22 protein-coding genes are annotated in these 24,667 nt (G+C 40.5%); 7 read left to right on the top strand and 15 right to left on the bottom strand.

Annotated elements, in window-relative coordinates; genetic code table 11:
* Positions 1–29: 29 nt before the first annotated feature.
* From ybgF to B9N78_RS03395, 6 genes are all read right to left on the bottom strand, one after another.
* Entirely contained in the window at positions 30–947 is a 918-nt protein-coding gene (ybgF, locus tag B9N78_RS03420) for a tol-pal system protein YbgF (RefSeq protein ID WP_085098310.1), read from the bottom strand.
* Positions 937–1,170: a PLD nuclease N-terminal domain-containing protein gene (locus B9N78_RS03415; RefSeq protein ID WP_085098307.1), complete on the bottom strand. Its 234-nt coding sequence runs from the start codon at positions 1,168–1,170 to the stop codon at positions 937–939. The genes ybgF and B9N78_RS03415 overlap by 11 nt, the downstream gene beginning before the upstream one ends.
* Positions 1,170–1,925, bottom strand: coding sequence for a prolipoprotein diacylglyceryl transferase (lgt, locus tag B9N78_RS03410; RefSeq protein WP_085098304.1), 756 nt, complete (start codon positions 1,923–1,925; stop codon positions 1,170–1,172). Before lgt ends, B9N78_RS03415 begins: the two co-directional genes overlap by 1 nt.
* Positions 1,906–2,397 (bottom strand): signal peptidase II, encoded by a 492-nt coding sequence (lspA, locus tag B9N78_RS03405; protein WP_085098301.1) that lies wholly within the window; start codon positions 2,395–2,397, stop codon positions 1,906–1,908. Before lspA ends, lgt begins: the two co-directional genes overlap by 20 nt.
* An 87-nt stretch (positions 2,398–2,484) precedes the next feature.
* Complete coding sequence (ileS, locus tag B9N78_RS03400; protein ID WP_085098298.1) at positions 2,485–5,301, bottom strand: isoleucine--tRNA ligase; 2,817 nt, start codon at positions 5,299–5,301, stop codon at positions 2,485–2,487.
* A gap of 277 nt (positions 5,302–5,578) precedes the next feature.
* Positions 5,579–5,839, bottom strand: a complete 261-nt coding sequence (locus tag B9N78_RS03395) for a DUF493 family protein (protein WP_085098295.1) — start codon at positions 5,837–5,839, stop codon at positions 5,579–5,581.
* A 211-nt stretch (positions 5,840–6,050) separates the two neighbouring features.
* Here B9N78_RS03395 and B9N78_RS03390 point away from each other — a divergent pair, with 211 nt between their 5' ends.
* The 3 genes from B9N78_RS03390 (at position 6,051) to B9N78_RS03380 (ending at position 9,862) form a co-directional block, all read left to right on the top strand.
* Entirely contained in the window at positions 6,051–6,476 is a 426-nt protein-coding gene (locus B9N78_RS03390; RefSeq protein ID WP_085098292.1) for a hypothetical protein, read from the top strand.
* A 361-nt stretch (positions 6,477–6,837) separates the two neighbouring features.
* Positions 6,838–7,383, top strand: a complete 546-nt coding sequence (locus tag B9N78_RS03385; RefSeq protein WP_085098289.1) for a hypothetical protein — start codon at positions 6,838–6,840, stop codon at positions 7,381–7,383.
* A 241-nt stretch (positions 7,384–7,624) separates the two neighbouring features.
* Positions 7,625–9,862, top strand: coding sequence for a DUF3536 domain-containing protein (locus B9N78_RS03380; RefSeq protein WP_085098287.1), 2,238 nt, complete (start codon positions 7,625–7,627; stop codon positions 9,860–9,862).
* Between the two features lie 107 nt (positions 9,863–9,969).
* Here the strand turns inward: B9N78_RS03380 and B9N78_RS03375 are convergent, their stop codons facing one another.
* Genes B9N78_RS03375 through B9N78_RS03340 form a run of 8 tightly spaced genes read right to left on the bottom strand, consistent with a single transcriptional unit; the run spans position 9,970 to position 17,277 of the window.
* The gene (locus B9N78_RS03375) at positions 9,970–10,815 is read right to left on the bottom strand and encodes an MBL fold metallo-hydrolase (RefSeq protein WP_085098284.1); all 846 of its coding nucleotides are present in this window, start codon (positions 10,813–10,815) and stop codon (positions 9,970–9,972) included.
* A complete protein-coding gene (gene cimA / locus B9N78_RS03370; protein WP_085098282.1) occupies positions 10,797–12,401 on the bottom strand; it encodes a citramalate synthase in 1,605 nt (534 codons plus the stop codon). Before cimA ends, B9N78_RS03375 begins: the two co-directional genes overlap by 19 nt.
* 2 nt (positions 12,402–12,403) lie before the next feature.
* A complete protein-coding gene (locus B9N78_RS03365) occupies positions 12,404–13,642 on the bottom strand; it encodes an aspartate kinase (RefSeq protein WP_085098279.1) in 1,239 nt (412 codons plus the stop codon).
* A gap of 41 nt (positions 13,643–13,683) precedes the next feature.
* Positions 13,684–14,175, bottom strand: coding sequence for a tRNA (adenosine(37)-N6)-threonylcarbamoyltransferase complex ATPase subunit type 1 TsaE (gene tsaE, locus B9N78_RS03360; RefSeq protein WP_085098276.1), 492 nt, complete (start codon positions 14,173–14,175; stop codon positions 13,684–13,686).
* On the bottom strand, positions 14,175–14,627 hold the full coding sequence (locus B9N78_RS03355) for a CBS domain-containing protein (RefSeq protein WP_085098273.1): 453 nt from the start codon (positions 14,625–14,627) through the stop codon (positions 14,175–14,177). Before B9N78_RS03355 ends, tsaE begins: the two co-directional genes overlap by 1 nt.
* Entirely contained in the window at positions 14,621–16,159 is a 1,539-nt protein-coding gene (locus tag B9N78_RS03350; RefSeq protein ID WP_085098271.1) for an NAD(P)H-hydrate dehydratase, read from the bottom strand. The genes B9N78_RS03355 and B9N78_RS03350 overlap by 7 nt, the downstream gene beginning before the upstream one ends.
* Positions 16,160–16,174: 15 nt before the next feature.
* The gene (locus B9N78_RS03345) at positions 16,175–16,549 is read right to left on the bottom strand and encodes a holo-[acyl-carrier-protein] synthase (protein WP_085098268.1); all 375 of its coding nucleotides are present in this window, start codon (positions 16,547–16,549) and stop codon (positions 16,175–16,177) included.
* A gap of 2 nt (positions 16,550–16,551) precedes the next feature.
* Positions 16,552–17,277, bottom strand: coding sequence for a pyridoxine 5'-phosphate synthase (locus B9N78_RS03340; RefSeq protein WP_085098265.1), 726 nt, complete (start codon positions 17,275–17,277; stop codon positions 16,552–16,554).
* Between the two features lie 271 nt (positions 17,278–17,548).
* On the opposite strand from B9N78_RS03340, the gene B9N78_RS03335 reads away from it, so the two are divergent.
* Positions 17,549–18,895 carry a UDP-glucose dehydrogenase family protein gene (locus B9N78_RS03335; RefSeq protein ID WP_085098262.1) on the top strand — a complete coding sequence of 449 codons (1,347 nt, stop codon included), beginning with the start codon at positions 17,549–17,551 and terminating at the stop codon, positions 18,893–18,895.
* Positions 18,896–18,943: 48 nt separating this feature from the next.
* On the opposite strand, the gene B9N78_RS03330 is transcribed toward B9N78_RS03335, so the two are convergent.
* Positions 18,944–19,159: a hypothetical protein gene (locus B9N78_RS03330; RefSeq protein WP_085098259.1), complete on the bottom strand. Its 216-nt coding sequence runs from the start codon at positions 19,157–19,159 to the stop codon at positions 18,944–18,946.
* A gap of 262 nt (positions 19,160–19,421) precedes the next feature.
* Here B9N78_RS03330 and B9N78_RS03325 point away from each other — a divergent pair, with 262 nt between their 5' ends.
* The 3 genes from B9N78_RS03325 (at position 19,422) to B9N78_RS03315 (ending at position 24,560) form a co-directional block, all read left to right on the top strand.
* Positions 19,422–19,898, top strand: a complete 477-nt coding sequence (locus B9N78_RS03325) for a chemotaxis protein CheW (protein ID WP_085098256.1) — start codon at positions 19,422–19,424, stop codon at positions 19,896–19,898.
* Positions 19,899–20,109: 211 nt separating this feature from the next.
* Complete coding sequence (mfd, locus tag B9N78_RS03320; RefSeq protein ID WP_085098254.1) at positions 20,110–23,568, top strand: transcription-repair coupling factor; 3,459 nt, start codon at positions 20,110–20,112, stop codon at positions 23,566–23,568.
* Between the two features lie 29 nt (positions 23,569–23,597).
* On the top strand, positions 23,598–24,560 hold the full coding sequence (locus B9N78_RS03315) for a SurA N-terminal domain-containing protein (RefSeq protein WP_085098251.1): 963 nt from the start codon (positions 23,598–23,600) through the stop codon (positions 24,558–24,560).
* Positions 24,561–24,667 lie beyond the last annotated feature (107 nt).

The following is a 24,667-nucleotide window of genomic DNA, read 5'->3' as shown; positions in this document are numbered from 1 at the left end:
TATTCCAATTAAAGATTTGTAACGCTATATTATTTAATTGAACTAATCACTTCTTTAGCTCTCTTAGCTTCAGCAGACGAAGGAGCTTTTTTGATTAAGTCTTCCAAAATGTATTTACCGGATTTAGTCTTTCCAAGTTTAATGAGACAAATTCCCTGTTTAAGCATCGCTGATTTATATTTGTTGTTTTTGGGATACTTGGCAATAACTACTTGGTATTTCAGCGCGGCGTTAGGGTAATCATTGAGTTGGTAGTAACATTCCCCTTCCCAGAATAACGAATTAGGAACGAGCTCATTTGTAGGAAACGTTTTACTGAACTCTGACCAATCGGCTATGGCTTTCTTATACTCTCTAGCTTTAAAGGATTCAAGCGCCTTATCGTAAAGAGCTTGAGCCGGGTCGATAGAGGTTTCTTTTTTAGCAGGTGTCTCTAGGACAGCAGCAAGGCCAGTGGCCTGACTGACTGTCGCTGAAACAGCGGCAGGGTGAGCTTTTTCAGCTTGCGGTTTAATCAAATCAAGATCCATATCAAGCTGGCTTTCTAGAGCCATGCGCATAAGATTAACTTGCTGAGAAAGTTCACGAAATGAAATAGTGCTGTTAGAAGCACCGCCAGTTATGCCTTGAATTTTAAGATTAAGAGAATCTAATGATCCCTGTATCTTACTCATATCAATTTTTAAAGAATTAACTTCAGCCCACAGGTTTGCCTGACGGGTTTGTACAGGAGTATTGAATTCTTTTATTTCATTCCGAATTGAATTTTCAGTCTGATTAATCTGCTGGTCAAGAGTTTCTATTTTTTTATTAACCTGACTTCTACTTTGTCTCATTTCCATTCTGAGATTATCCATGTCAACAGTTGTTACACAACCACCTAGTCCCGTAATGACAGAAAGGGTCAATATTGAAATAGCTAAACAATTCTTATAATTATTTTTCATACTTTGTTCCTCTGTTTTTTCCTAATAGAAAATATACCAGACAACCTAGAAAAGGAATAAAAATGGCAAGTTGAATCCAGCCGACTTTTTCCATGTTTGAAGGAAATTCCCGTTTGAAGGCATCCCATATTGCAAAAAGTGTGAGCAGGGCAAAAAGCCCGACACTGCCGAGGATAATTATCCATGTTTCGGCTGGAAGAGCTGGTATGTGTCCCAAAAACATTATATTCTCCTGCGCTTATGTACAAATAATAAATAAAATCCGATTGAGAGAATGATCAAAGTTAAAAATTGAGTAAGACTGAGAGGACCGAATTCTCCTCTATAATCAGCTCTGAAAAATTCAATAATAAATCTGCATACTGCAAACAATATAAGAAATAAACCTGTCAACTTTCCTTCATTTTCAATAAATTTCTTCGCCACCATCAAAATGATGAATATCAATAATCCGCTCAAACTATGGTATAATTGAGTAGGATGCAATGAATGTCCTAACGGTGCAAGTGATTCCGGATCAGAAAAAGTTACTCCCCAAGGAAGTGATGTTGTCTTTCCATAACAACATCCAGCAAAAAAACAACCCAAGCGTCCGACGGCCTGCCCTAAAGCAACGCCAGGAACTATGCAGTCCAGCCATTGCAACAAAGGCTGCGCCTTAGATTTAAGAAAAAGAAGCCCGCTAAGTGTCCCGAAGAAAAAAGCTCCTGAAAAAACGAGACCACCTTGCCAAATATAAAAGATCTCAACGGGATTACGAATAAATTCCTGTGAGTACAAAGCTACATAAAGTGCGCGAGCACCGATAAGTCCGCAAACAATTGCAATGCCTCCTGCAATCGGAGCCAGTGTATATGGCAGACTCTTAAGACGAGCTTCGCGCATCGTCCACGCCATTGCCAGTAAACAGCCGGCTGTAAGGTATACGCTGTAGCTGTATATCGGCATGGAGCCTATGTTAAACAGTATCGGATGCATTGGATTTGTTCCGATAAACAGAAATAATCATGGCGATAGCTCCAAAACAGATTGCAATATCCGCAACATTGAATGCAGGCCAGTGATGTGTCCCAGCATAAATGTCAAGGAAGTCTGTTACTTCTCCGAATATAATCCTGTCAATCAAGTTGCCGACAGCCCCGCCGAGTATGCAGCCCAATCCTGATATTTGAAAATAATCTTTATCTTTGGTTGATTTGAGCAACATGGTGATTGCTGCTAAAGATACGACAGTAACAATGATAAAAAAAGTTCTCTGCCAATTGATATCACTACGGTTGAGAAAGCCGAAAGCCGCTCCTTTATTAACCACGTATACTAAGTTAAAATAGTCTGGAATAATTGTTTTGGACGACCACAGCTCTAGATTATTACGAACAGCTACCTTGGTAACTTGATCAAGGATAATTATTACTGCAGCAATCAGTCCGGCTAGTGAATATTTTTTCATAGCAGATCCTTTTTGCAAACATACCCCCGTCCTCAGTGTACTATGAGGACGGGGGTATGTATTTTTTAAGTATGAATAAGTTGTAACTTATTCGCCCGCTAGTACTTCAGTACAACGAGGGCAAAGTTCAGGATGCTCTGCATTGGATCCGAGGGTGTCATAACGCCAGCAACGGCTGCATTTCTCACCTTCAGCTTTTACAACTTTTATTGCAATACCTTCAAGTTCTTCAGGTTTAACGGCGTCACTGCCGGCTTCTGCTAAAGGTTTAATTTCTGCTCCGGAAACAATAAAGAATTCTCTCATTTCAAGATTCTCAAGAGCTTTTGTGATTGTTTCATCTGCAAAAAGAGTGATCTTCGTATCAAGAGAATGACCGATGATTCTGTCTCTGCGGAGTGGTTCAATGGCTTTGGTCACTTCTCTGCGTACATCCATCAAAAGTTCCCACATAGCTCTCTCATCTGAACTTAAAGTTGTGGCGAGAATCTTAGGACGAACAGCAAAAACAGTATCAACACCACATTTCATTTCTTCAGGAAGATGGTCGAAAACTTCTTCTGAAGTAAAGGAAAGTACCGGAGCCATATCTACAAGCAACATCATCATTACCTGCCAAAGAACAGTCTGCGCCGAGCGGCGTTCAAGACTCTTTTTGCCGGAGACATAAAGTCTGTCTTTGATGATATCAAGATAGAAAGCCGAAAGATCGGTTACGCAAAGGTTATGCAGAGTGTGATAAACTTTGTGGAACTCAAAGTTCTTGTAAGCTGCTTGAATAATCTCATGCTCTCTGGTGACCAGATCAAGTGCAAAGTGGTCAATAGGCAGAAGCTCCGCAACAGAAACAGCATCCGTTTCTGGATTAAATCCGTCAAGGTTACCGAGCAGGTAGCGGCAAGTATTTCTAATTCTGCGGTAAGCATCAACCAAACGGTTTAATATTTCATCAGAAATTTTTACATCTTCCTGATAGTTTACTGCAGAAACCCACATGCGCAGGATTTCAGCACCGTGCTGGTCTATAATTTCCTGCGGAGCAATTACGTTGCCGATTGATTTAGACATTTTTTTGCCATGTTTATCAACAACATAGCCATGAGTCAGAACATTACGGTAAGGCGGTGTTTTGCGCGTTGCCATGGAAGCAAGAAGGGAACTATGGAACCATCCTCTGTGCTGATCTGATCCTTCAAGATACAGGTCCGCAGGGAATTTAAGTTCAGGTCTTTTTTCTACAACTGCGGCAAAACTGGTTCCGGAATCGAACCATACATCAAGGATATCTGTTTCTTTATCCCAATGTGTTCCGCCGCATTTAGGACATTTGAGGCCTGCTGGAGCGAGCTCTTCAACTGATTTTTCAAACCAGTAGTCACAACCGTTCTCATGCTTTTCAAATTCGTCAACAATTGAGAAAACCCATTTCGGATCATTATATACTTCATCGCAATCCTGACAGATTAAAGCGATAATAGGTACACCCCAGTTACGCTGACGGGAAATACACCAGTCAGGTCTGTTTTCAATCATTTTATAAATACGGTTTTCACCCCAGGATGGAATCCAGTTAACATCATCCTGAATGGCTTTAAGCGTGTTTTTGCGCAGGTCATTTTTTTCCATAGAAATGAACCACTGTGTGGTTGCGCGGAATATGACCGGCTCTTTACAACGCCAGCAATGAGGATAGGAGTGGGTGATGTCTTCCTTAGCAAGTAAGTTTCCAACTTCTTCAAGTTTTTCAATTACTTTAGGATTTGCCTCAAAAGCATTAAGACCTGCAAAAAATTCTACTTCTTTGAGGAAAACACCGTCATTATTCATTGGAGAATAAACTTCGAGTCCGTAGCGATTTCCTGTTTCAAAGTCTTCGCGACCGTGACCTGGAGCAGTGTGAACACAACCGGTGCCGCTGTCTAAAGTTACATAGTCAGCCAGAACGATAGGAGATTCTCTGTCATAGAAAGGATGTTTTGCAACAGCTCCTTCAAGTTTAGCTCCTTCAAATGTTCCAAGCATATTCCACTTTTCCCAGCCGAATGATTCAGCGCAAACCGGTAGAAGTCTTTCAGCTAGAATGTAGAAATCACCATTAACTTCAGTTACGCAGTAATCAAATTCAGGATGCAGAGCCACTGCCATATTGTCAGGCATTGTCCACGGAGTAGTGGTCCAGATACAGACATATGTACGCGACAAATCTATTTTAGATGAAATGTCTGAAGGAAGAACTTCCAGAACTTTCTTATCATTTAAAGGAAAGCGGACATAAATTGATGGAGATGTGCTGTCTTCATGTTCGACTTCTGCTTCTGCCAGAGCGGTTTTACAAGAACAGCACCAATGGATCGGTTTTTTTCCGCGAACAACAGATCCGTTTTCCATAAAACGTCCTAGCTCACGGGCTGTCGCTGCTTCATATTCAGGTTTTAAAGTCAGGTACGGGTTATCCCATACACCCATTACTCCAAGGCGTTTAAATTCTTTACGCTGAATGTCTACATACTTAAGCGCATATTCGCGGCAAAGTTTGCGGATGATTAGAGTAGGGAGATCTTTTTTCTTTTTCTTAAGATCCTGTTCTACTTTATGTTCAATCGGCAGACCGTGACAATCCCATCCCGGCACGTATTCAGCTTTCTGACCTTGCAGGTTACGGGATTTAATAATGATATCTTTAAGCACCTTGTTCATGGCAGTACCCATGTGAATGTGCCCGTTTGCGTAAGGAGGACCATCATGCAGAACATACTGCTCTGCATCCTTATTGGCTTCGACCATTTTATTATAAACCCCGGTCTCTTCCCAGCGTTTAAGCATTTCAGGCTCACGCTGTTTGAGGTTTGCCTTCATTGGAAATTGGGTATTTGGCAGACACAGGGTCTTTTTGTAATCGCTCATCGCTTAGAAAATCCTCCGGGAGTATCTTAAAACATTGGATAATTTATTGATTTGTTGAAAATATCAAAATAAAGAACACCCGCTGTCAGTAGAAAAATTGTTAATTTAACATTTAATCTTTAGAGGAGAGCAGGTTGAACTTAAGTAAATTGCTTATACAGTCGACGCTTAGATATAGATTTATTAACTATATGTATAATGAAACCGCGTCATTTTTAAACAAGGACTGAAGGAAGTCAACCTTCATTCTGCATAACAGAATATTCTTAAATTATAGTTATAGCGAAATAAGCCCTTCAATGGTTGCGGCTTTTTGATATAAATTGAGAATGAAGTCTGAGCAGTCTGCGGTAACAGTCGCAGTAACACTGGTGTATTTACCTGTTTTCGAGTCTTTTTCAGAATGAGCAATTCCTTCAAGAAGGCTTTTAAGTTCGCCAAGTGATTTTGAAGGAACGATAAATTTAAAGGTGTATTCACAAGGCCATTCATGATGTTCTTCAAGAACTCTTTTAAAATTTTTAATTGATTCTTCCATTTCTGCTCCTGATCTCATTCTTATTTAATTTAAAGCAATATTTGTCCGCAAGGCTCAGTCTAATCATGGTAAAAGCAATGCTGATATATGAACCATGCAACAACCTGTCAATGGTAGCAAAAAATATAGTTATAAGTCTAAAGCATATTTTAGTTTTACCGATATGATATTTAAGCAGCTTCATATTTGTAAGCAAAAGAGGGTGATTATTATGAGAAAAAAATCAATTCATGCTACTAATTTTAGAAAAGTTCTCGAACTTTTCAGGGATGACCGCAGTGAAGAAGCAATACATCTTTTGAAAATTATTCAGGAAGATTATCTTGAATTATACAGCGAAAACAAAGAGTTACGCTCTCAGATAAAGGAAGTTGCGAATATCCTCGACCTTGCGGAATGCATGGATTTTGATGGACAAAAATATTGGATTAAAGAGGATTCTGATATAACCGGACCATATTGTCAGGTCTGTTATGATAAGGAAGGAACTTTAATCAGACTTCAGGAAAGAGAAAAACATTGGGAATGTTACTGTTGTAAGAATTTGTTTGCAAAGATTCCAAAAGGAATCACCGAGGAAAAAGAAGCTCCTGCAACAAAATTCAAGCCTCCTTTAAAGTTATTCAGTTCGAAATAGTAAAATTTAAGTCAAAATATTTCAGAGCCTTTTGTGTATTACAAAAGGCTCTTTTTTTATGAAATAATCTTTTTTTTTGCGCCAGATAATATGAACTGTAAAAAGGTGTATTAAAGTAACACAATTGTAACATAGTGAGTTTATCTTTAATATGAACTATTAAATAATGATATATAACTCAGTGTTAACGAGATAAACGACTGAACGGAGTCTATACGACTCGCGTTGACAAACAACATCTCTCTTGCAATGAGATGTTGTTTGTCAGTCAATTATCTGTTTGGCGCCTGCCACTTGCAGAATTCAACAAAATTATGATTAGGAAGACTTAATTACCCTAATTAGGGAGGTTGCTGTTCATATGGTCTTAAACGAACGCCATTTACAGTTGTTAAAACATATTAAAAGTTATTCTTGCATAAAGCGTTATCATGGTTTGCTTCCTCAACGAGAAGCCGCTTTTTATGATGATACTCTTATATGCGAATTGCAGGAACTCGGGCTGGTTGAAGAAGGGCGTATTTGCAGTTCATGCGGAAACAGTCTCGTTGGATATAAGGTATCTAAAAAAGCTGATGAAGAGCTTGAAAACGTTTATCTGGATATAAAAGATAACGATTGGGACAGTTTTTGCGGCTTGGACGTTGATGTACATGACTGTCTGGATAAAGAACATATCAGGGCCTTGATGGATATTTACCATTTGTCCAGAGTGACTCAATTTTGCGGGATTGCGCCTAAAAGACTTTTGCTTAACAGCTATGCATCAGATGTGATTAATGTTCTTCTGGATGTAGGATTTATAAATAAAATTTCACTAAAAGGGTCTTCCGTTAAATATAGAAGTGGTTTTGTTTTATCCACTAAAGCATCCAGGTTGTTGCAACAACTGGGATATATGCGCTGATTTGTCAGTAACACATATAAATGTTTTAATATTAACTCCCGGCATCACTAGATGACGGGAGTCTTTTTTTGATAAATAGTAAAAAACAAATTGAAATGATTTTCAGCGTTAAATTTATTGCCTTAAAAGTTGAATATGCTAAGATTTGAACCTAAGCTTAAATAAGACTCCTTGGTATATTAATATTATTACAGCGATATTTAAGGTAAATGAAAATAAAATCATAAAAGTGAGGTTCGAAATGTCTGGGAAATTTTTATGCATTCATGGGCATTTTTATCAGCCACCCCGTGAAGACCCTTGGCTGGATATGATCTTTCCGGAAGGTAGTGCGGCTCCTTTCAGACATTGGAACGAGCGAATCTGTCGCGAAAGTTATGGTCCGTTAGCTTGGTCCAGACGAATGGGCGATAAAGGTATTTTCGACATAACTAATTGTTATGAATGGATGAGTTTTAATGTTGGACCGACCCTTTTCAGCTGGATTGAGCGTGCAGAACCGGGACTCTATGAAAAAATCATAGAAGCTGATGCAAAAAGCCTTAAACGTTGGGGGCATGGAAATGCTATCGCTCAAATTTATCATCACGTGATCATGCCGCTTGCTTCAGAATTAGATAAAGAAGCAGAAGTTGCATGGGCTATAGCAGACTTTGAATCTAGATTTATGCGTAAACCTGAAGGTATGTGGCTTTCAGAAACAGCGTGCAATACAGCTTCGCTTGAGGCTTTGGCTAAACAGGGGATTGTCTACACTTTGCTTGCACCGCGTCAGGCAGAAGCCGTTTCTGAGCTTAATTCTGATGATTGGATTCAGATTGATGAAGGTTCACTCAACATTAAGGAACCTTATCTGGTAGAGCTTCCGTCAGGAAAAACTATATCTGTATTTTTCTATGATGGCGGATTGTCACAGGCTGTTGCATTTGAAGGGCTACTCAAGAATGGCGACAGTTTTTGGAACAAACTTTCCGGTGCTTCAGGTGAAGGGTTACTTTCAATCGGCACAGACGGGGAGACCTACGGTCATCATTTCGAATTCGGAGAAATGGCTCTTGCTTACGTTTTATCGCAAGGAACTATAGGCCGCGACGACATCAATCTCACTAACTACGGGGCGTACCTTGAGAAGAACCCGCCTACACGAAAAGTGAAAATTCGTGAAAATTCCTCATGGAGCTGCTATCATGGAGTCGAAAGATGGCGTTCAGATTGCGGCTGTTGCACAGGTGGTCATAACGGATGGAATCAGCAGTGGAGAATGCCTCTTAGGGATGGTTTGAATGAAATAAAAACACTGATGGATAAACATTTTTTTGCTGCCGGTGAAATTGTTTTCAATGATCCTCGCACGGCATTAGTTGAGTATGGTAAAGTGCTTAGCGGAACTTTGAGTCAAGACGATTTCTTCAAGCTTTACTTTAAGTGTAATGAAAATTCATCTCAAGCAAATTTGGGGTGGAAATTGCTATCTATGCAGAAATGGGCTTTGTCCTCATTTGCCAGTTGTGGATGGTTTTTTGATGATCTAGCCAGACTTGAACCGTTAAATGATATGTCGTTTGCTCTAAGAGCTATCGAGATCGCTGAAAGTACAGGGCTGATCGGTCTTGAAGAAAAGTTTTTACAGATCATAGCCAGAGCCAAATCTAATGAAGAAAGATACGGTTCCGGCGCAGATCTTTGGAAAAGTAAAATTAAATTACAAAGTGAGACTCCTGGAAGTTTGATAGCGCAGGGTCTTGTAAGGCTTTCCGCAGAAGGAGCCTTCCCCGTCCCGGATGAAGAAGGGCGTGTAGATTGGCCTGGAGCGTCTGTGTCAATCAGACTCGAAGGCAATGGCAGATCATGTTTGCGAGGGCAAGCTGAAATAAAGTGGAATCTTGAATCGGCTGTAACTGCTTATAAATGGGAATGGACCAAGGAATCCAACTTAATATCCGGGAATGTTAAAGTTGACGGGGTAAAGACCGGATATAAAGAAATATTTAATCTTGATCAATTATCATGGAAAAAAAGGCAATCTCTTTCAATGGCTTGGGTAAAAAGAGTTTCTGACAACAGTTGGGACAGAAAGTTGTTACCTGTCGTTGAGTACGGACCGGATATTTTTATTGAATTTGAAGATTATCAAACGACCCAAATATGGTCCCAAAAATGGAAAGAGCTTTGGGCTCCACTTGTCTGGACATATCTGTTTACTGATGTTTCAGCATGTGATGATTTCATAGCATTTATTAAAGGAACAGGCCGCGATCATCCTGATAATGATGCTTTGATTTATCGTATATCAACAACTCTTTGCGATATGCTGAATAAAAATGTGCTCGCTGCTGAAAAAATCAGCAATGTGTTATTAAAGTCGAAAAACATTGAACTTCCGCTGAATACATGGAAACTCCAAAATTGCTACTGGGATAAAGTACAAAATGGGTTTTCACATAAAGAATTGAGTGAACAGTTAGGATTTGATTTGTAAGTTTTAATATTAAGTTATGCAATTGTAAAAATCTCCTTGGAAAAATTAATTTCCAAGGAGATTTTTATTTAAATAAACGCAAATAATATAGTGAGCAGAGTATATTATTAAAATTCAAATACAGCTCCAGACCCCATTGGCAGAACAGAGCATGAGAGTCTGTCTTTCAAGAACTCATAACCCTTATCACCGGTGCAATGACCGGCAGCAATCATCTTAGGATTAAACTCTTCAATTACTTTGGCTGTGCTTTCAAATTCATTAACATCAGCTTCAAAAAGATGAAGTCCGCCGATAATAGCATGAACTGATTTAAGACCGGTCAAATCACGCAGATGATACAAACTGTTTGCAAGTCCGCTGTGACAGCAGCCTAAAACAACAACCGGACCGGACTTCGTCATCAAAAGTAAAAATGAATCATCCGGGACATGATCTGTAATGTTCATTTCCGGATCAATAAAAAGGCCACTTGTTGCTTCAAAAAGACCTGCAATGCGTGGAATTTCAGTGATCATGAACAAGCCCGTATCCAGCTCAGTATGATCACGCACGATTATTGTGCCGGGATATTCACACGGGAATGAAGCTTCTTTAACTTTATCGTCTTCCCAGAGAGCGTAACGCTTGGCCGCAAAATTCGGGTGAGCATAAACCGGCCCCATAAAATCTGTTTCCATAAGAGCATCCATGCCTGCGGTATGGTCCCAGTGTCCATGGCTAAGGGCGATCCCTTTAGCTTTATTTATGTCAACATTCATCTCTACCGCATTTTGCAGGAAAAGCGAGCTTGCGCCGCAATCCCATAGCCAAAGAGCCCCATGAGGCATATTAAGGGCCATAGAAAGGCCCCATTCTTTGCCTAAAGAATCCTTTGTAGTATGATTATCGCACAAGATTGAAATCTTAGTTGTGTCCTCAATAGTTGCACCGTCTACATTGAGCTTGGCCATTTTTGTGGATCATCCTTGAATAATTTGTAGTTGATGGAATCAACTAGTGCCTGCCAGCTGGCTTCAATAATATTATTGCTGACTCCCATTGTTGTCCACTGAGTTTTTCCGTCAGTAGATTCGATGAGTAGGCGAACATTTGAACTTGTTCCGCTTGAATCCCTGATTGCACCATTCAAAACTCTAACTTTAAAATCCATAAGGCGAACATTTTTAAGACTTGGATAAAACGGCTCAAGAGCTTTACGCAAAGCTTTATCAAGCGCGTTTACCGGGCCGTCTCCGGAAGCTGCCGTATGGTTTTCCTGTCCATGAACCTTAACAATAACAGTCGCTTCAGAAAAAGGCTCAGTGTCTTCTTTACGCTTTGCATCAACTACAAAAAAGTTGATAAATTCAAAGTACCGTTTGGACCAGCCCATAGCTTTAAAGAACAGCAATTCAAAAGAAGCTTCCGCTGCGGAATATTCAAACCCGATACTTTCGCGTTCTTTAATGTCTGCAAGAATAGTTTTAACCGCAGGATCATCTTTTTGCAGATCATACCCGAACTGGTGAGCTTTATAGATAATATTGCTCTTACCTGAAAGGTCGGAAAGTAAAACACGTCTATCATTTCCGACAAGTATCGGATCAATATGTTCGTAGCTTTTCGAATCTTTCATAACTGCGCTGACGTGAACACCGCCTTTGTGCGCAAAAGCAGCCGCGCCGACGTAAGGCTGCCTGAGAAACGGACGAAGATTCGCTATTTCAGTAATGTAATTTGAAATACTTTTCAGCATACTCAAATTTTCTTTACCGATAGTGTTATAACCCATTTTCAGTTCAAGGTTGGGAATGATAGAACAAAGGTTGGCGTTTCCGCACCGTTCGCCATATCCGTTCATTGTTCCTTGAATTTGGATTGCACCGCTTTTAACTGCAGCAAGTGAATTTGCAACAGCAAGTTCACAGTCGTTATGAGTATGAATCCCGACTTTTGAACCTGGAATATTCGAAAGAACTGTTTTACAAGCTTCTGCAACTTCTTCCGGCAGACTTCCGCCGTTAGTGTCACATAAAACAAGTACATCCGCTCCGGCATCATGGGCAGCTTTAAGACATGCCAATGAAAAATCAGGATTAGCTTTAAATCCATCAAAAAAATGTTCCGCATCAAAGAACAGCTCTTCAACATGCTTACGCATGAAGCCGATACTGTTGCTGATCAGTTCAAGATTTCGATCTAAGCTGACACCTAAGGCATCCGTAGCGTGAAAATCCCAAGTCTTTCCGAAAAGAGTTACAACTTTAGCCCCGCACTCAACAAGAGCAGCGAGGTTCGGATCATTTTCCGGCTGAAGCCGTGTGTTATGAGTTGATCCAAAAGCTGAAACTTTGGAATTTTCTAAATGGTAATTCTTAATTTCTTCGAAAAATTCCTTATCCGTGGAATTTGATCCAGGCCATCCGCCTTCAACATAATGTACGCCAAGCTCATCAAGCTTTTTAGTAATGCGTATCTTATCTTGCACAGATAAGTTTATTTCTTCGCTTTGAGTTCCATCGCGCAGAGTAGTGTCATATATTTTTATTGTTTTCATAGTTACAGCATATTTTCGACGGACCCGCTTTTATCAAGCCCGAACGTGTTGTGGAGCGTTCTGATGGCAAGTTCAGTGTATTTTTCCTCAATGAGGCAGGTAATTTTAATTTCAGAGGTGCTGATCATCATGATATTGATATTTTCATCCCGAAGTGCCTGAAATGCTTTAGATGCGACACCTGAGTGATTACGCATTCCAACACCGATAACTGAAACTTTACAGACATTCTGATCATAAAGAATTTCCTGAGCACCCATTTCGTCTTTAATTCTATCTAGAATTTCAAGAGTAATTTCAAGGTCGGCTCTTGGAATTGTGAAAGTCATATCAGTGCGACCGTCACGGCTGGGATTCTGAACAATCATATCAACAAGAACGCCGTTCTCAGCCAGAGGAGTAAAGAGAGTTGCGGATACACCCGGCTTATCGAGAACTTTTGCAAGAGTAACGCGTGCCTGATCTTTGTCATATGCAATGCCGGAAACCATAACCGATTCCATATCTTTATCCTCCTGAGTAACAAATGTCCCTATTTCATCGCTGAAAGTTGAGCGAACATGGACTTTTACATTATATTTTTTTGCAAATTCAACTGAACGTATCTGTAGAACTTTTGCTCCCATGCTGGCCATTTCCAGCATCTCATCATAGGAAACAGTATCAAGTTTTCGTGCTTGGCTACAGATGTTAGGATCGGTTGTAAAAACTCCGGGGACGTCTGTGTAAATTTCACAAACATCAGCGTTAACAGCTGCAGCCATAGCAACTGCGGATGTATCTGAACCGCCGCGCCCCAGGGTTGTAATACGTTTTTCTTCCGTACATCCCTGAAATCCGGCGACGACTAAAATATCGTACTTATCTAACAGACTGAAAATCTCATCGCTGCCCATGTCTAAAATTCGTGCGCGGGAATGAGCTGTATTTGTTTTAATGGGCATCTGAAAACCTAAAAGAGAGCGGGCTTTAATACCCTTATCTTTAAGGAGCATTGTAAACAAAGCTGTTGAAACTTGTTCTCCGGTTGAAACAAGAGAATCCATCTCAGCAAGATCCGGAGTTTTTGACCATTCTTTTGCAAGAGCAATCAGTCTATTGGTTTCGCCGGACATTGCGGATAATACTACAATGACTTTGTTGCCTTGCTCGTAAGGTACCATTACTTTTTCGAGTACCTGCTTCATACATTCGAGGTTCCTGACTGAGGTTCCTCCGAATTTCTGTACTACTATGTTCATTTGAACATTATCTCCTTACCACATTTATTTAACGTAAGTTGTTAAAAAGACTCTAGAAGTGTGGCAATCTCTTCGAAGAGGAGGGTCGCAAAGCCATGAAAGGTCAATTCGATTTTTCTACCGGTTGAGGTAGTTTTCCAAGTGAAGAGTAGTGCGTTATCAGGCCAAAATTCAATATTGAGATACTGAATCCACTCTACAACTGTCAAAGTTTTTTTGTTGTTCAATAAATCAAAAAACTCATCATCAGGGCATTGGCCTTCAAGTCTATACAGGTCAAAATGCTCAATTTGCGGTTTTGTGGGGTAAATATTAAGAATATTGAAACTTGGACTGCTAACTTCTGCGTTTTCCGCACCGGGAAGCGATTCTACAAATGCTCTGACAAATGTTGTTTTTCCTGCTCCAAGATCTCCGCTAAGAAAAATTGGAATGAATTCATTTTTTTTTTGGAAGAAATCCGCCAGAGTGGAGCCAAGTCTTAACGTTGCCTCCACGTCCGGCAGGTTTATTATCAACTTTTTCTTTGTCATTAGGATTTAATCAGCACCTTTAGCACATCTTCTTTGCCGATAACACCTATAAGCTTCCCGTTTTCTACAACAGGTAAAGTGTAAAGTTTTTTTCCAACCATCAGATCGGCAATTTTTTCAATGCTTGTTTCAGGTGTTATGGTTACAGGATTAGGAGTCATGGCCTGTTTAACCTTAGTAGCTGAAATTTTAGTTATTTCTTTTTCAAAATCATCACTTGATGACAGCGAAATAAAACCGTCAAGTATTGTGAAAAATGAAGGAACAGAAATACTTTTCTGCTGCGCAACCAAATCGCTTTGGCAGATTACACCGACAAGAGCACCCTCTGAATCAACAACAGGGACACCGTTCAGATGTTTTTCAAGCAACAGCTTTGCAGCGACGGATACTTCGGAATCCGGTGAGAGTGTAAGAGCTCCGGATGTCATAATGTCTTTAGCAGTTAGCATAATTCCTCCTTAAGTACTTGGGGAAGTGAGTTGGCAATTTCAGAAGCAATATTACCTCTGTGTGGGAAATTTCTATTTATATAAAGTCCGCATTTACCATGTAAGTATACCCCGAGACAGGCAGTTTGCATAGCCGGAATACCTCTGGCAAGTAATGCCACGGTAATTCCTGATAGGATATCTCCCGACCCGGCTGCTGCGAGATTCGGAGCGGAAATAGGAGATATCATCGTTTTACCGTCCGGACAGCCTATAATTGTTCCAGCACCCTTAAGGACAAGTATAACTTTTTTGGAAACTGCGTATTTATGGGCTGTCTCAATGCGCGCGGATTCAATTTCAGCTATACTTTTATTAATTAAACGGCCCATTTCTCCGGGGTGAGGAGTGAAAATAGAATTTTCTGCAATTGAAATCAATAGATGCGACCTTCGGGACAGGGCATAAAGCGCGTCTGCATCAAAAACGGCAGGAGGGTGCCCTGCAGAAATCATTGCTTCAACGATATTCATTGCTCCTTCAGTTCTTCCCAGACCCGGGCCTATAGCAATGGCGGAATAATTACCGAGCAAGGGAATAAGATCTTCAACAGCCTGATCATTCCAATGATCACCGGAGCCAAGCCCCATAGTCATAAGTTCCGGCATATATGCTTTCACTTGGGAAGCAAGACCGGCAGGACATGCGAGAGTGACTAAACCTGCTCCGGCTCTTAAGGCAGCAAGTCCGGCAAGTTGCAGTGCCCCGGTAAGTCCGATGGCCCCTCCGATTATTAAAACATGCCCGGAAGTTCCTTTATGCATGGTCGGCGTAAGGGGTGGTAGGTGGTCGTAAATGCTGTCATTAATCAAATAATGGCTTACAGGATGATCATTTTTAACCTTATTTGGGATGCCAATTTTTTTGACAATTAATTTCCCTGTAAACTGTTTAGCTTCAGGAAGAATAAGTCCTACTTTTGCGGCTTCAAATGTCACGGTAGTGTGAGCAATGACAGCTACCGGCTGAGCTTTTCCGCTAAGAGAGTTGAGCCCTGAAGGGACATCGATAGCAAAAATAAATGAATGCTTTCTTACTTTGTTTACAGCTTCAACAATTTTTGTGGCAAAAGGGCGTAGTTCATTATTAAAGCCTGTTCCAAGCAAGCAATCAATAATAATATCAGATTCATGAAGATTAATTTTATCGACAGCGCGGAAATGTTTGAGCTGAACGCCTGATTTTATAGCTAGTTTAAGATGGTATAAAGCGTCACCTTTATACTTATTTTTAGGCGCAGTATGCAGGATAAGTACTTCTGCACCGAGGTCCGCCAATTGTCTGCCCATGACAAAGCCGTCTCCTCCATTGTTTCCGGAGCCTGAGATGATGAGGATAGACTTGTTTTTAACCGAACCGAATTCGCTTAGAAGGGTAGAAACAGCTTCACGTCCGGCATTCTCCATAAGAATTTCACCACGGATACCTGTATCGTGAATTGCGGCCTTATCCCATCCAGACATTTCAACAGGTGTTGGAAGCGGAGAAAACATAATTACCCCCGGATGTTATTTCTCAAGAATTACGACAGCAGCAGCGGTGTCCCGTCCATGAGTTATTGAGATGAGTACACTCTCTACACCTAATTCAAGGGAACGCTCAAGCCCTTTGCCATTAAATTTAAGCTCAGGTCCACCTGATTTAAGATTGAATATCTCGATGTTTTTGAAGGTAATACCTTCGGAAAAACCGGTTCCAAGTGCTTTTACAGCGGCTTCCTTTGCGGCAAACCGTGCAGCAAGATGTTGGACATAGTTTACTTCGGGAACTAATTTTATTTCATTTTCAGTAAGGAAAGTCTTCATAAAACGCTCGCCGAATTTTTCCAGCGAGCTTTTTATGCGGTCAAGTTCCGTGATATCAATGCCTAAGCCTACTATCATTATTAATCCACAAAGGTTCTGATAATTTCAACCATATCTTTTACTGCGCGATCTATTCCGAGGAAAATTGCGCGGGCCATAATTGAATGCCCGATAGAGTATTCGCAAATCCCGGGAACATTAGCAAAATCCAAAATATTGGTATAATTAAGGCCGTGACCGAGGTTAACTTTCAATCCCAGATTCTGACTTCTTTTAATACCGTCGATTATTTTTTTCAGCTCTTTTTTTTGTTCAGGTCTTGTTTTAGCGTCAGCAAAATGGCCGGTGTGAATTTCAACATATTCAGAACCGATCTGGTGCGCCGCTTTAATCTGAGCTGGATCCGCATCAATAAAAAGGCTCGACCTGATTCCTGCTTCATGGATAGGCGCAAGATATTTTATCAGTTTATCTTCATGTCCCACGCAATTAAGACCGCCTTCTGTTGTAAGCTCTGCTCTTTTTTCCGGAACAAGGCACACTGTGGCAGGTATAATTTTAAGAGCGAAGGCTTGCATTTCTTCAGTTGCAGCCATTTCAAAATTAAATTTTGTCTGGATAGTCTGTGCAATAAGATTAATATCTCTATCTTGAATATGTCTTCTGTCTTCACGTAAATGCATAATAATTCCGGTAGCTCCGGCTTGTTCACACATTGCCGCGGCAACTATCGGATCCGGTTCTGTGCCTAAACGGGCTTGTCTTATTGTTGCAACATGATCAACATTGACGCATAATAATGGCATGTTTATATCCTCCCGGAAATATACTTTTCGTGTTGAATTAATTTATTTTTGCATACCTTTATATAGATCTATTTTGTGAAATGACAATATAGCCATTGATGATTGAAGGCAACTGTCATATCTTTGTAACCCTCTGATAGTTGACAGTAAAAATATAATAACGTTATCCGCTGTGTACCTGATCATAACGGCCTTGCTCAATTTGACTTTTCTGGGCGGCCTGTTAGTGAGTCTTTTTTTAACGTAAAGAATAGCATTGAGAGAATAAATAATGAACATATGTATTGTAGGAACCGGATACGTAGGGCTTGTCAGCGCAGCCTGTTTCGCTGAAATGGGAAACCATGTTTGGTGTGTTGATGTCAATCCAGACGTTGTTGCGACACTTAAAGAAGGCAAAATTCATATTTTTGAACCTGGTCTCGCAGGTCTTGTTAAAAGAAACTACGAAGATAAAAGACTTTTCTTCACTACCAGTCTGAAAGAGGGGCTTGATAAAGCCCGTTTTGTTTTTATTACGGTCGGAACTCCCTGCGGTTCAGACGGAAGTTGTGATTTAAGTTTTGTGGAAAATGTCGCTCGTGAAATAGGGCAATCCATGAATGATTATAAAATCATTGTTGATAAATCAACTGTTCCGGTTGGAACCGCTGATAAAGTTCGTACAATAGTTAAAGCAGAACTTGAAAAAAGAGGCTTAGACCTTGATTTCGATGTTGCTTCAAATCCGGAATTTCTAAAAGAAGGTGACGCAGTCAGCGACTTTATGAAACCTGACAGGGTTGTTGTCGGAACAGAAAAGAAAGAAACATGTAAGGAATTCGAAACCTTATATGCTCCATATGCCCGCAGCAGAGAAAAGCTGATTTTTATGGGAACCAGAAGCGCGGAAATGACAAAATATGCCGCTAACTGCATGCTTGCCACAAAAATTTCTTTTATTAACGAAATGTCCGGTATTTGCGAACAGGTCGGTGCGGATGTGCGTGAAGTCAGGCTCGGAATAGGTTCTGATCATCGCATCGGGTATTACTTTATTTATCCGGGCGTAGGCTACGGTGGATCATGCTTCCCTAAAGATGTGAAAGCCCTGATCAACACCGCAAAAGAAGTCGGAGCGAAAGCCGAGCTTATTGAAGCTGTTGATTCTGTTAATGACAGACAGAAAAAAATGCTTTCCAACAAAATTCTTGATTATTTTGAGCCTCAGGGCGGAGTCAAAGGTAAAACTCTTGCAATATGGGGGCTTGCATTTAAGGCTAATACCGATGATATGAGAGAATCATCTGCTTTATCCATAATTTCTGAGCTGACCGCGGCAGGAATGAAAATTAGAGCTTTTGACCCGGTAGCTCATACTAAAGCAAAAGAAATTTTGTGTGATAATGATCTGGTGGAGATCGTAGATAGCCAGTACGAAGCTCTTGAGGGAGCAAATGCCGTTGCAGTTGTTACTGACTGGAATCAGTTTAGAAATCCAGATTTCGATAAAGTGAAAAAAGCATTACTTGCTCCTGTTATTTTTGATGGTAGAAATCTTTATGATCCTTCTTATCTGGGCAGCAATGGTTTCGCTTATTTCAGCGTCGGCCGTAAGCCTGTCGGTGAATCTGTTTAATTTTAATCAAAATTTAAAGGCCCGCATGGAGCGGGCCTTTAAATCAATCTAAGGTGAGAGAGTTTTCATGCACGATCTGAGTTGCAGTTCCTGCAAAATTAATCTTTCATATTCTGGGTTGTATGGAATTTCTTCTTGGTTTTCTTGATTTAACATCTTTGCAAGAAACTGGGTTTCTTCCCAGAAATCAAGCAATTCATCATTTGCTAATGATTTAATCTGGTCTTCCAGAGTAACATTATCCGTTGGGGAAAACTGAGCCATGCGAGTTCATACCCTCCTGAGTCTTCGCCTTATCGCTTTTTTTTGCTAATCAGATTTACAAGTAGTCATTTTTGGGACAGTAGTCAATTTTCTATAAACAAAAAAAATGAATAAATTGTTTTATAATTTTATGATTAGCTTGCAAATATTTCAGATGAATAATAATATAATATATAAATGTGTGTATTTCGTTTAATTAAAACTTTTACACGGTTAAAATATTTTGACCGTGCACTGCAATAGCAACTAACAGGGGGCATGAATGGAAGAAGGTAAGAAAAGGCAAGATGCCGAACTTATCCAGCTAGTCACCTTCAGCATTGCCGAAGAAGAGTTCGGAGTTGATATCCTTAAGGTTCAGGAAATTATCCGGACCATGGAAATCACTAAAGTTCCCCGGGCTCCTGTATTCGTTGAGGGCGTAATAAACCTTCGCGGGAAGGTTATTCCAATTATTGACTTAAGAAGTAAGTTCGGTCTCGAAATTCGAGAGCATGATCAGAATACTCGTATCATTGTTATTGAAATAAATGATATGATAGTAGGTTTTGTGGTTGATTCTGTTTCCGAGGTTCTTAGAATCCCGTCAAATACGGTTGAACCGGCGCCACCGGTTGTTTCAGGACTCGAATCTGAATATATCAGCGGTGTAGGCAAGCTCGAAGACAGACTGCTTATTCTGCTTGATCTTAACAGATTGCTTTCAGGTGACGAACAGGAAATGCTGGCACAGGTTTAATCAAATATTTAAGACGGTTGCAGCCTGATTAAGGAACATTTATGATCCTGTAGTTATTGCAGATTGCTTATTAGTTGATTTACTCGTTTCAGATTTATTTGTGGTTAGCATCTATTTACTGGACAACAGAGCAGTTTCTTTGCAAAAAAAAGCCGTCCCCTGACGTATCTGGAGGACGGCTTTTACTTTTCATAATAATTTTGGAGCAAAATTGTCTTTACCTTCCGAACTTACCCCTTTCGCCGCCGGAAAAGGAAACACTGCACGAATATTTAAGAGTGGTCCCGGAACGCAGGCTTTTACCGCTCACAGTCTGCACTCCAGAGGCCAATCTGTTGTCATGATTGCCCCCGGTGCGCGCGAATATGCTGAATTAAAGGCGTTAATCACTTTGCTAAGCCGTAATGATTTTATTGAAAATAATAAAATTGTTCCGGCATGGGAAAGAGATTGGGTTTTTCTGCCACCGTATCTTTGCAAAACCCCGGTTGCTTCTGAATGGGCTGAACGCTGGACAGCATTGCATGCTCTGACTCGCGGCGGCAAACAGTCTGTACTGATGACTGTTGACAATCTGCTGCCCAAATGGCCTATGCCTTCAGTTTTGGAAAATAATTATATTAATCTTTCCAAAGGCGAAGAGATGGAGCCGGAACTCCTCATGGAACAATTAATTTCATGGGGATATTCCAGAACGAAATTGGTCTCGGAGTATGGCGAAATGTCCATGCGCGGGGATATCCTTGATGTTTATGCCCCGGGATATGACCTGCCAGTCCGATTAGAATTTTTCGGTGATATTCTTGAAGAAATCCGTGTTTTTGAACCTTCATCCCAACGTTCCAAAGCCGATTTAGATGATATAACCCTGCTTCCGGTCGCTCCGGCAATGTTGACTGGAAACAGCATTAATGATGCTGCAAAACTTTGGGAAAAGTTAAAAACTACGGGAGATATTTCCTCAGAAGGGCATGCAAAACTTAGTGAAAAAATTGGCAATGCTGACGGAATGATCTGGCCGGGTCTTTTTTATCCGGAATGCACTGATCTTAAATCATTTTTATCTAAAAAAGCTGTTTATATCCTTTCCTCTGCCTCCAATTTAAGATTGCGGCTTCAAGATCATGAGTACAGCTGGAAAACTTTTCTTCATGACAAAAATGCTCATTCCGGTTGTAGGTGGCCTGTTAATACTATTTGCTGGAATGAGGAAAAAGCCAGATCTACATGGCGAGATGAAAGACAGATTGTATACGAAGATCTCGTTATAGGCAGAGAAAAAAACGGAATTGATCTTTCTGAAAGATCATTGACCGCATTCACTGATCTATTCTGGAAGCCAGAGCAGATAAAAAGGCCTTGGGCTGCACTTGTTGCAGGACTTAAGGAATGGAGCTCTGAAAGATTCCAAACAGTTCTAAGTTTTAAAACTGACAGATCCCGAAAAAAATTTCTATCACTCATCGAATCAGAACAGCTTTCTATTTCAACTGAATATTCGCCGCTGAATAGAGGCGTATACGCTCTTATTTCACCCCTAAAAACCGGAATGGAACTTGAGTGGAATCAAACACTTATTTTAGGTGAAGATGTACTCCAGCCTGAATCCGCAAAGGGAACAAGAGTCAGAGATAAAGCGTTTGAAGGAATGACGAGTTATGAAGACTTGCTTCCAGAAGATTTACTTGTCCATAGAGATTACGGGTTGTCAAGATTCGGCGGGTTGCACCATTTTAAAGTAGGGGATGTTTCTAATGACTATCTTCTACTTTTTTTTGACGGGGATGATAAATTATATGTTCCTGTAGACAGACTCAACCTTGTTCAAAAGTACAAAGGTCCGGAAGGGACCTGTTCTGTATTAGATAAACTTGGCGGCAGCCGTTGGTCCAAGACCCGCGAAAAAGCGCGTAAAGCAATTGAGAAAATCGCCGGTGAGCTTGTTGAAATGTATGCGTATCGAAAAGTCGCCAAAGGATACGCCTATGGTCCACTGAATGACATGTACTGGGAATTTGAAAGCTCTTTCGGATTCGAAGAAACTCCGGATCAGGAAAAGGCTATACAAGATGTCTTCAGAGATATGGAAAGCCCTGAACCTATGGACAGACTCGTCTGCGGCGACGTCGGGTTCGGAAAAACAGAAGTTGCATTAAGAGCTGCATTCCGGGCAGTACTCGATGGTAAGCAAGTTATTTTGCTGTGTCCAACGACGGTTCTGGCAGAACAGCATTATCAGACTTTTCTGCAACGTATGGAAGGATTTCCTGTAACAGTCGGAATGCTCAGCCGATTTGTTACTAAAAACAGTCAGAAAAGAGTTCTTGAACAGATCTCTTCAGGACAACTTGATATTCTTATAGGTACACATAGAGTTTTGTCTAAGGATGTAGAAGCTCCGAATTTAGGCTTGCTTATTCTTGATGAAGAGCAGCGCTTCGGTGTGAGACATAAAGAGCGCATCAAAGAAATGCGTAAAAATATTGATGCGTTAACATTGACGGCAACACCGATTCCGCGAACTTTACAGCTGTCCCTATCCGGTGTGCGAAGCCTAAGTACCATTGAAACACCCCCAGTTGACCGCAAACCTGTTGAAACAGCTCTGATTGAACGAGACGAAGTACTGCTTGCGTCTGTGATTAAGCGCGAAATGGAGAGAGGCGGCCAGGTTTTCTGGGTCCATAACAGAGTTCAGGGGCTTGAACGGGTCGTTGAATTTGTTAAAAAACTTGCTCCTGATGCAAAAATCGGCATGGCTCACGGTCAGATGTCGGAAAAAAATCTGGAAGATACTATTCATAAATTCTGGCATAAAGAATTAGATATTCTTATTGCCACCGCAATTATTGAGTCAGGCCTCGATTTCCCTAACGCAAACACCTTAATTGTAGATCAGGCTCAAATGTTCGGGCTTGGACAGCTTTACCAGTTGCGAGGCAGAGTAGGGCGCAGCACCAGACAGGCTTATGCATATTTCGTAGTTTCATCTCTTGATTCTTTATCCGAAAAAGCTAAGCGACGCATGCAGATAATTCTTCAACTTGATTACCTAGGAGCAGGTTTTAAAGTTGCCATGGAAGATTTAAGACTGCGCGGAGCAGGTAATATCCTTGGTGAAGTTCAATCAGGACAGATGGCAAAGGTTGGGCTTGACCTGTTTCTGGAAATGCTTGACGAAGAAGTACGCAGAATTAAAGGTGATGACAGCACTGTTGCAACGGATCCTGAAATGAACTTTGTTTTCAAAGCGCATCTGCCGGAAGATTATGTTCCGGACGCCAGAGAGCGGCTCAGATACTACAGGGCACTTTCTTCAGCGAACACAGAAGCTAGAATCGAAGAACTTGCCGCAGAAATAAAAGATAGATTTGGACATTTTCCTGAGGAAGTTGAGAATTTTATAACTGTGCTTTACCTGAAACGAAATTTAGCACACCTCGGAGTTACGCGAGCAGATTTATTCCCTGCCAGAGTTGTTTTGACATGGGAAGATAGTAGAAATCCTGTAGATCCTGCTAAATTGATGGAATGGATTGCTGATGATAAACACGCAGCACGCCTCAAGCCGCCTGCAAGTATTGAAATCCGTTTTGATAAAGACATTGAAATAGCCGCTGGCCTTAGCAAAATATGTAAGGACTTAGAACCGTTAGTTGAAAAACTTTAAGCTATAGTGATAGCATACGGGAATTATATATGAAAAAAGTAACTATGATTTTAATGCTGACATTTATTTTTTTACTCGGATGTCAAAACAAAAAAGATGAACCCGGAATTATCGCGAGAGTAAATGGGAAACCTATTTATCTTTCACAGCTTAACTATAAATATGATTTAACTCATGACGGAAGTGCGGGTTTTATTCCTTCTGTCAATCAGGTCAGGAGCGAATACGGTCAAATTTTAGGTGATATTATAGTGCAGGAACTTGTCTCACAGGAACTTGCTGAACGTGATATCCCTGTAACGGATAAAGAACTGAAAGAAGCTGAAGATCAGGTTCGTTCTGATTATCCCGGAAATGCATTTGAGCAGATTTTAATAGAAGAATATATTGATCTTAATTCATGGCGCAGACAGCTGCGGTATCAGTTGGCAATGGATAAATTTTTCAGCCAGGTACTGCGCCCTGAAATTAAAATTGATTACAAAGAAGCCGAAGAATATTACCGCACGCATCTGTCGGATTTTTATATACAGGCAGGTAGCAAATTTGAAATGATCAAAGGAAGCAGCCGTGATTTAGTCACTAAAGCGGTTGAAGAATTCGGAAAAGGACTTACGCCAGCTGAGATATCAAGCAATTTGAAGGAGGTTACTGTCAGAGAAATATGGGTTAGAAATGGACAGTTGCCGGCCACTTGGGAGCCTTTTGTTCAAAAGCTTGGAATAGGAAAATCCAGCCCTGTAATCACTCAGGAAAAAGAATTTATCTGCTTAATTTTAAAAGAAAAAAAAGATGCCACTTTATTAACCCCTCTTCAAGCTTATCCAACAATTGAAAAAGTGCTTCTTGAACAGAAGCTGGATGATAAATTTGAGTTATGGCTCAAGGATAAGATTGTGAAATCTGACATTAAAATCAGCAAAGAATTATTGCCTCAAAAAGAAACAGAAGAGCCTGTTTCTACGGAAGATGCTAACCTGAAGGCTGAATAGATATTCGTTTTTTTACTAATCTTGCATACTTCTGTGAAAGAGTTTAGTTAGGCAGAGGAATTATTAATCTTGCGAAGGAATAAATCCGGCAGCTTGATTAAATTAAA

The organism is Desulfovibrio gilichinskyi, from assembly GCF_900177375.1.
GTDB classification, from domain to species: domain Bacteria; phylum Desulfobacterota; class Desulfovibrionia; order Desulfovibrionales; family Desulfovibrionaceae; genus Maridesulfovibrio; species Maridesulfovibrio gilichinskyi.
This window is presented reverse-complemented; position numbering and strand designations above follow the sequence as displayed.

Coding starts and splice junctions, on each gene's coding strand:
- B9N78_RS03385 (WP_085098289.1), top strand. CDS start 6,838: ATGGTCTTAAACGAACGCCATTTACAGTTGTTAAAACATATTAAAAGT.
- B9N78_RS03335 (WP_085098262.1), top strand. CDS start 17,549: ATGAACATATGTATTGTAGGAACCGGATACGTAGGGCTTGTCAGCGCA.
- B9N78_RS03395 (WP_085098295.1), bottom strand. CDS start 5,839: ATGGAAGAATCAATTAAAAATTTTAAAAGAGTTCTTGAAGAACATCAT.
- cimA (WP_085098282.1), bottom strand. CDS start 12,401: ATGAAAACAATAAAAATATATGACACTACTCTGCGCGATGGAACTCAA.
- B9N78_RS03375 (WP_085098284.1), bottom strand. CDS start 10,815: ATGGCCAAGCTCAATGTAGACGGTGCAACTATTGAGGACACAACTAAG.
- B9N78_RS03315 (WP_085098251.1), top strand. CDS start 23,598: ATGAAAAAAGTAACTATGATTTTAATGCTGACATTTATTTTTTTACTC.
- B9N78_RS03390 (WP_085098292.1), top strand. CDS start 6,051: ATGAGAAAAAAATCAATTCATGCTACTAATTTTAGAAAAGTTCTCGAA.
- tsaE (WP_085098276.1), bottom strand. CDS start 14,175: ATGACAAAGAAAAAGTTGATAATAAACCTGCCGGACGTGGAGGCAACG.
- B9N78_RS03345 (WP_085098268.1), bottom strand. CDS start 16,549: ATGATAGTAGGCTTAGGCATTGATATCACGGAACTTGACCGCATAAAA.
- B9N78_RS03380 (WP_085098287.1), top strand. CDS start 7,625: ATGTCTGGGAAATTTTTATGCATTCATGGGCATTTTTATCAGCCACCC.
- B9N78_RS03330 (WP_085098259.1), bottom strand. CDS start 19,159: ATGGCTCAGTTTTCCCCAACGGATAATGTTACTCTGGAAGACCAGATT.
- lspA (WP_085098301.1), bottom strand. CDS start 2,397: ATGAAAAAATATTCACTAGCCGGACTGATTGCTGCAGTAATAATTATC.
- ybgF (WP_085098310.1), bottom strand. CDS start 947: ATGAAAAATAATTATAAGAATTGTTTAGCTATTTCAATATTGACCCTT.
- lgt (WP_085098304.1), bottom strand. CDS start 1,925: ATGCATCCGATACTGTTTAACATAGGCTCCATGCCGATATACAGCTAC.
- B9N78_RS03415 (WP_085098307.1), bottom strand. CDS start 1,170: ATGTTTTTGGGACACATACCAGCTCTTCCAGCCGAAACATGGATAATT.
- B9N78_RS03340 (WP_085098265.1), bottom strand. CDS start 17,277: ATGCCATTATTATGCGTCAATGTTGATCATGTTGCAACAATAAGACAA.
- ileS (WP_085098298.1), bottom strand. CDS start 5,301: ATGAGCGATTACAAAAAGACCCTGTGTCTGCCAAATACCCAATTTCCA.
- B9N78_RS03350 (WP_085098271.1), bottom strand. CDS start 16,159: ATGTTTTCTCCGCTTCCAACACCTGTTGAAATGTCTGGATGGGATAAG.
- B9N78_RS03325 (WP_085098256.1), top strand. CDS start 19,422: ATGGAAGAAGGTAAGAAAAGGCAAGATGCCGAACTTATCCAGCTAGTC.
- B9N78_RS03365 (WP_085098279.1), bottom strand. CDS start 13,642: ATGAACATAGTAGTACAGAAATTCGGAGGAACCTCAGTCAGGAACCTC.
- B9N78_RS03355 (WP_085098273.1), bottom strand. CDS start 14,627: ATGCTAACTGCTAAAGACATTATGACATCCGGAGCTCTTACACTCTCA.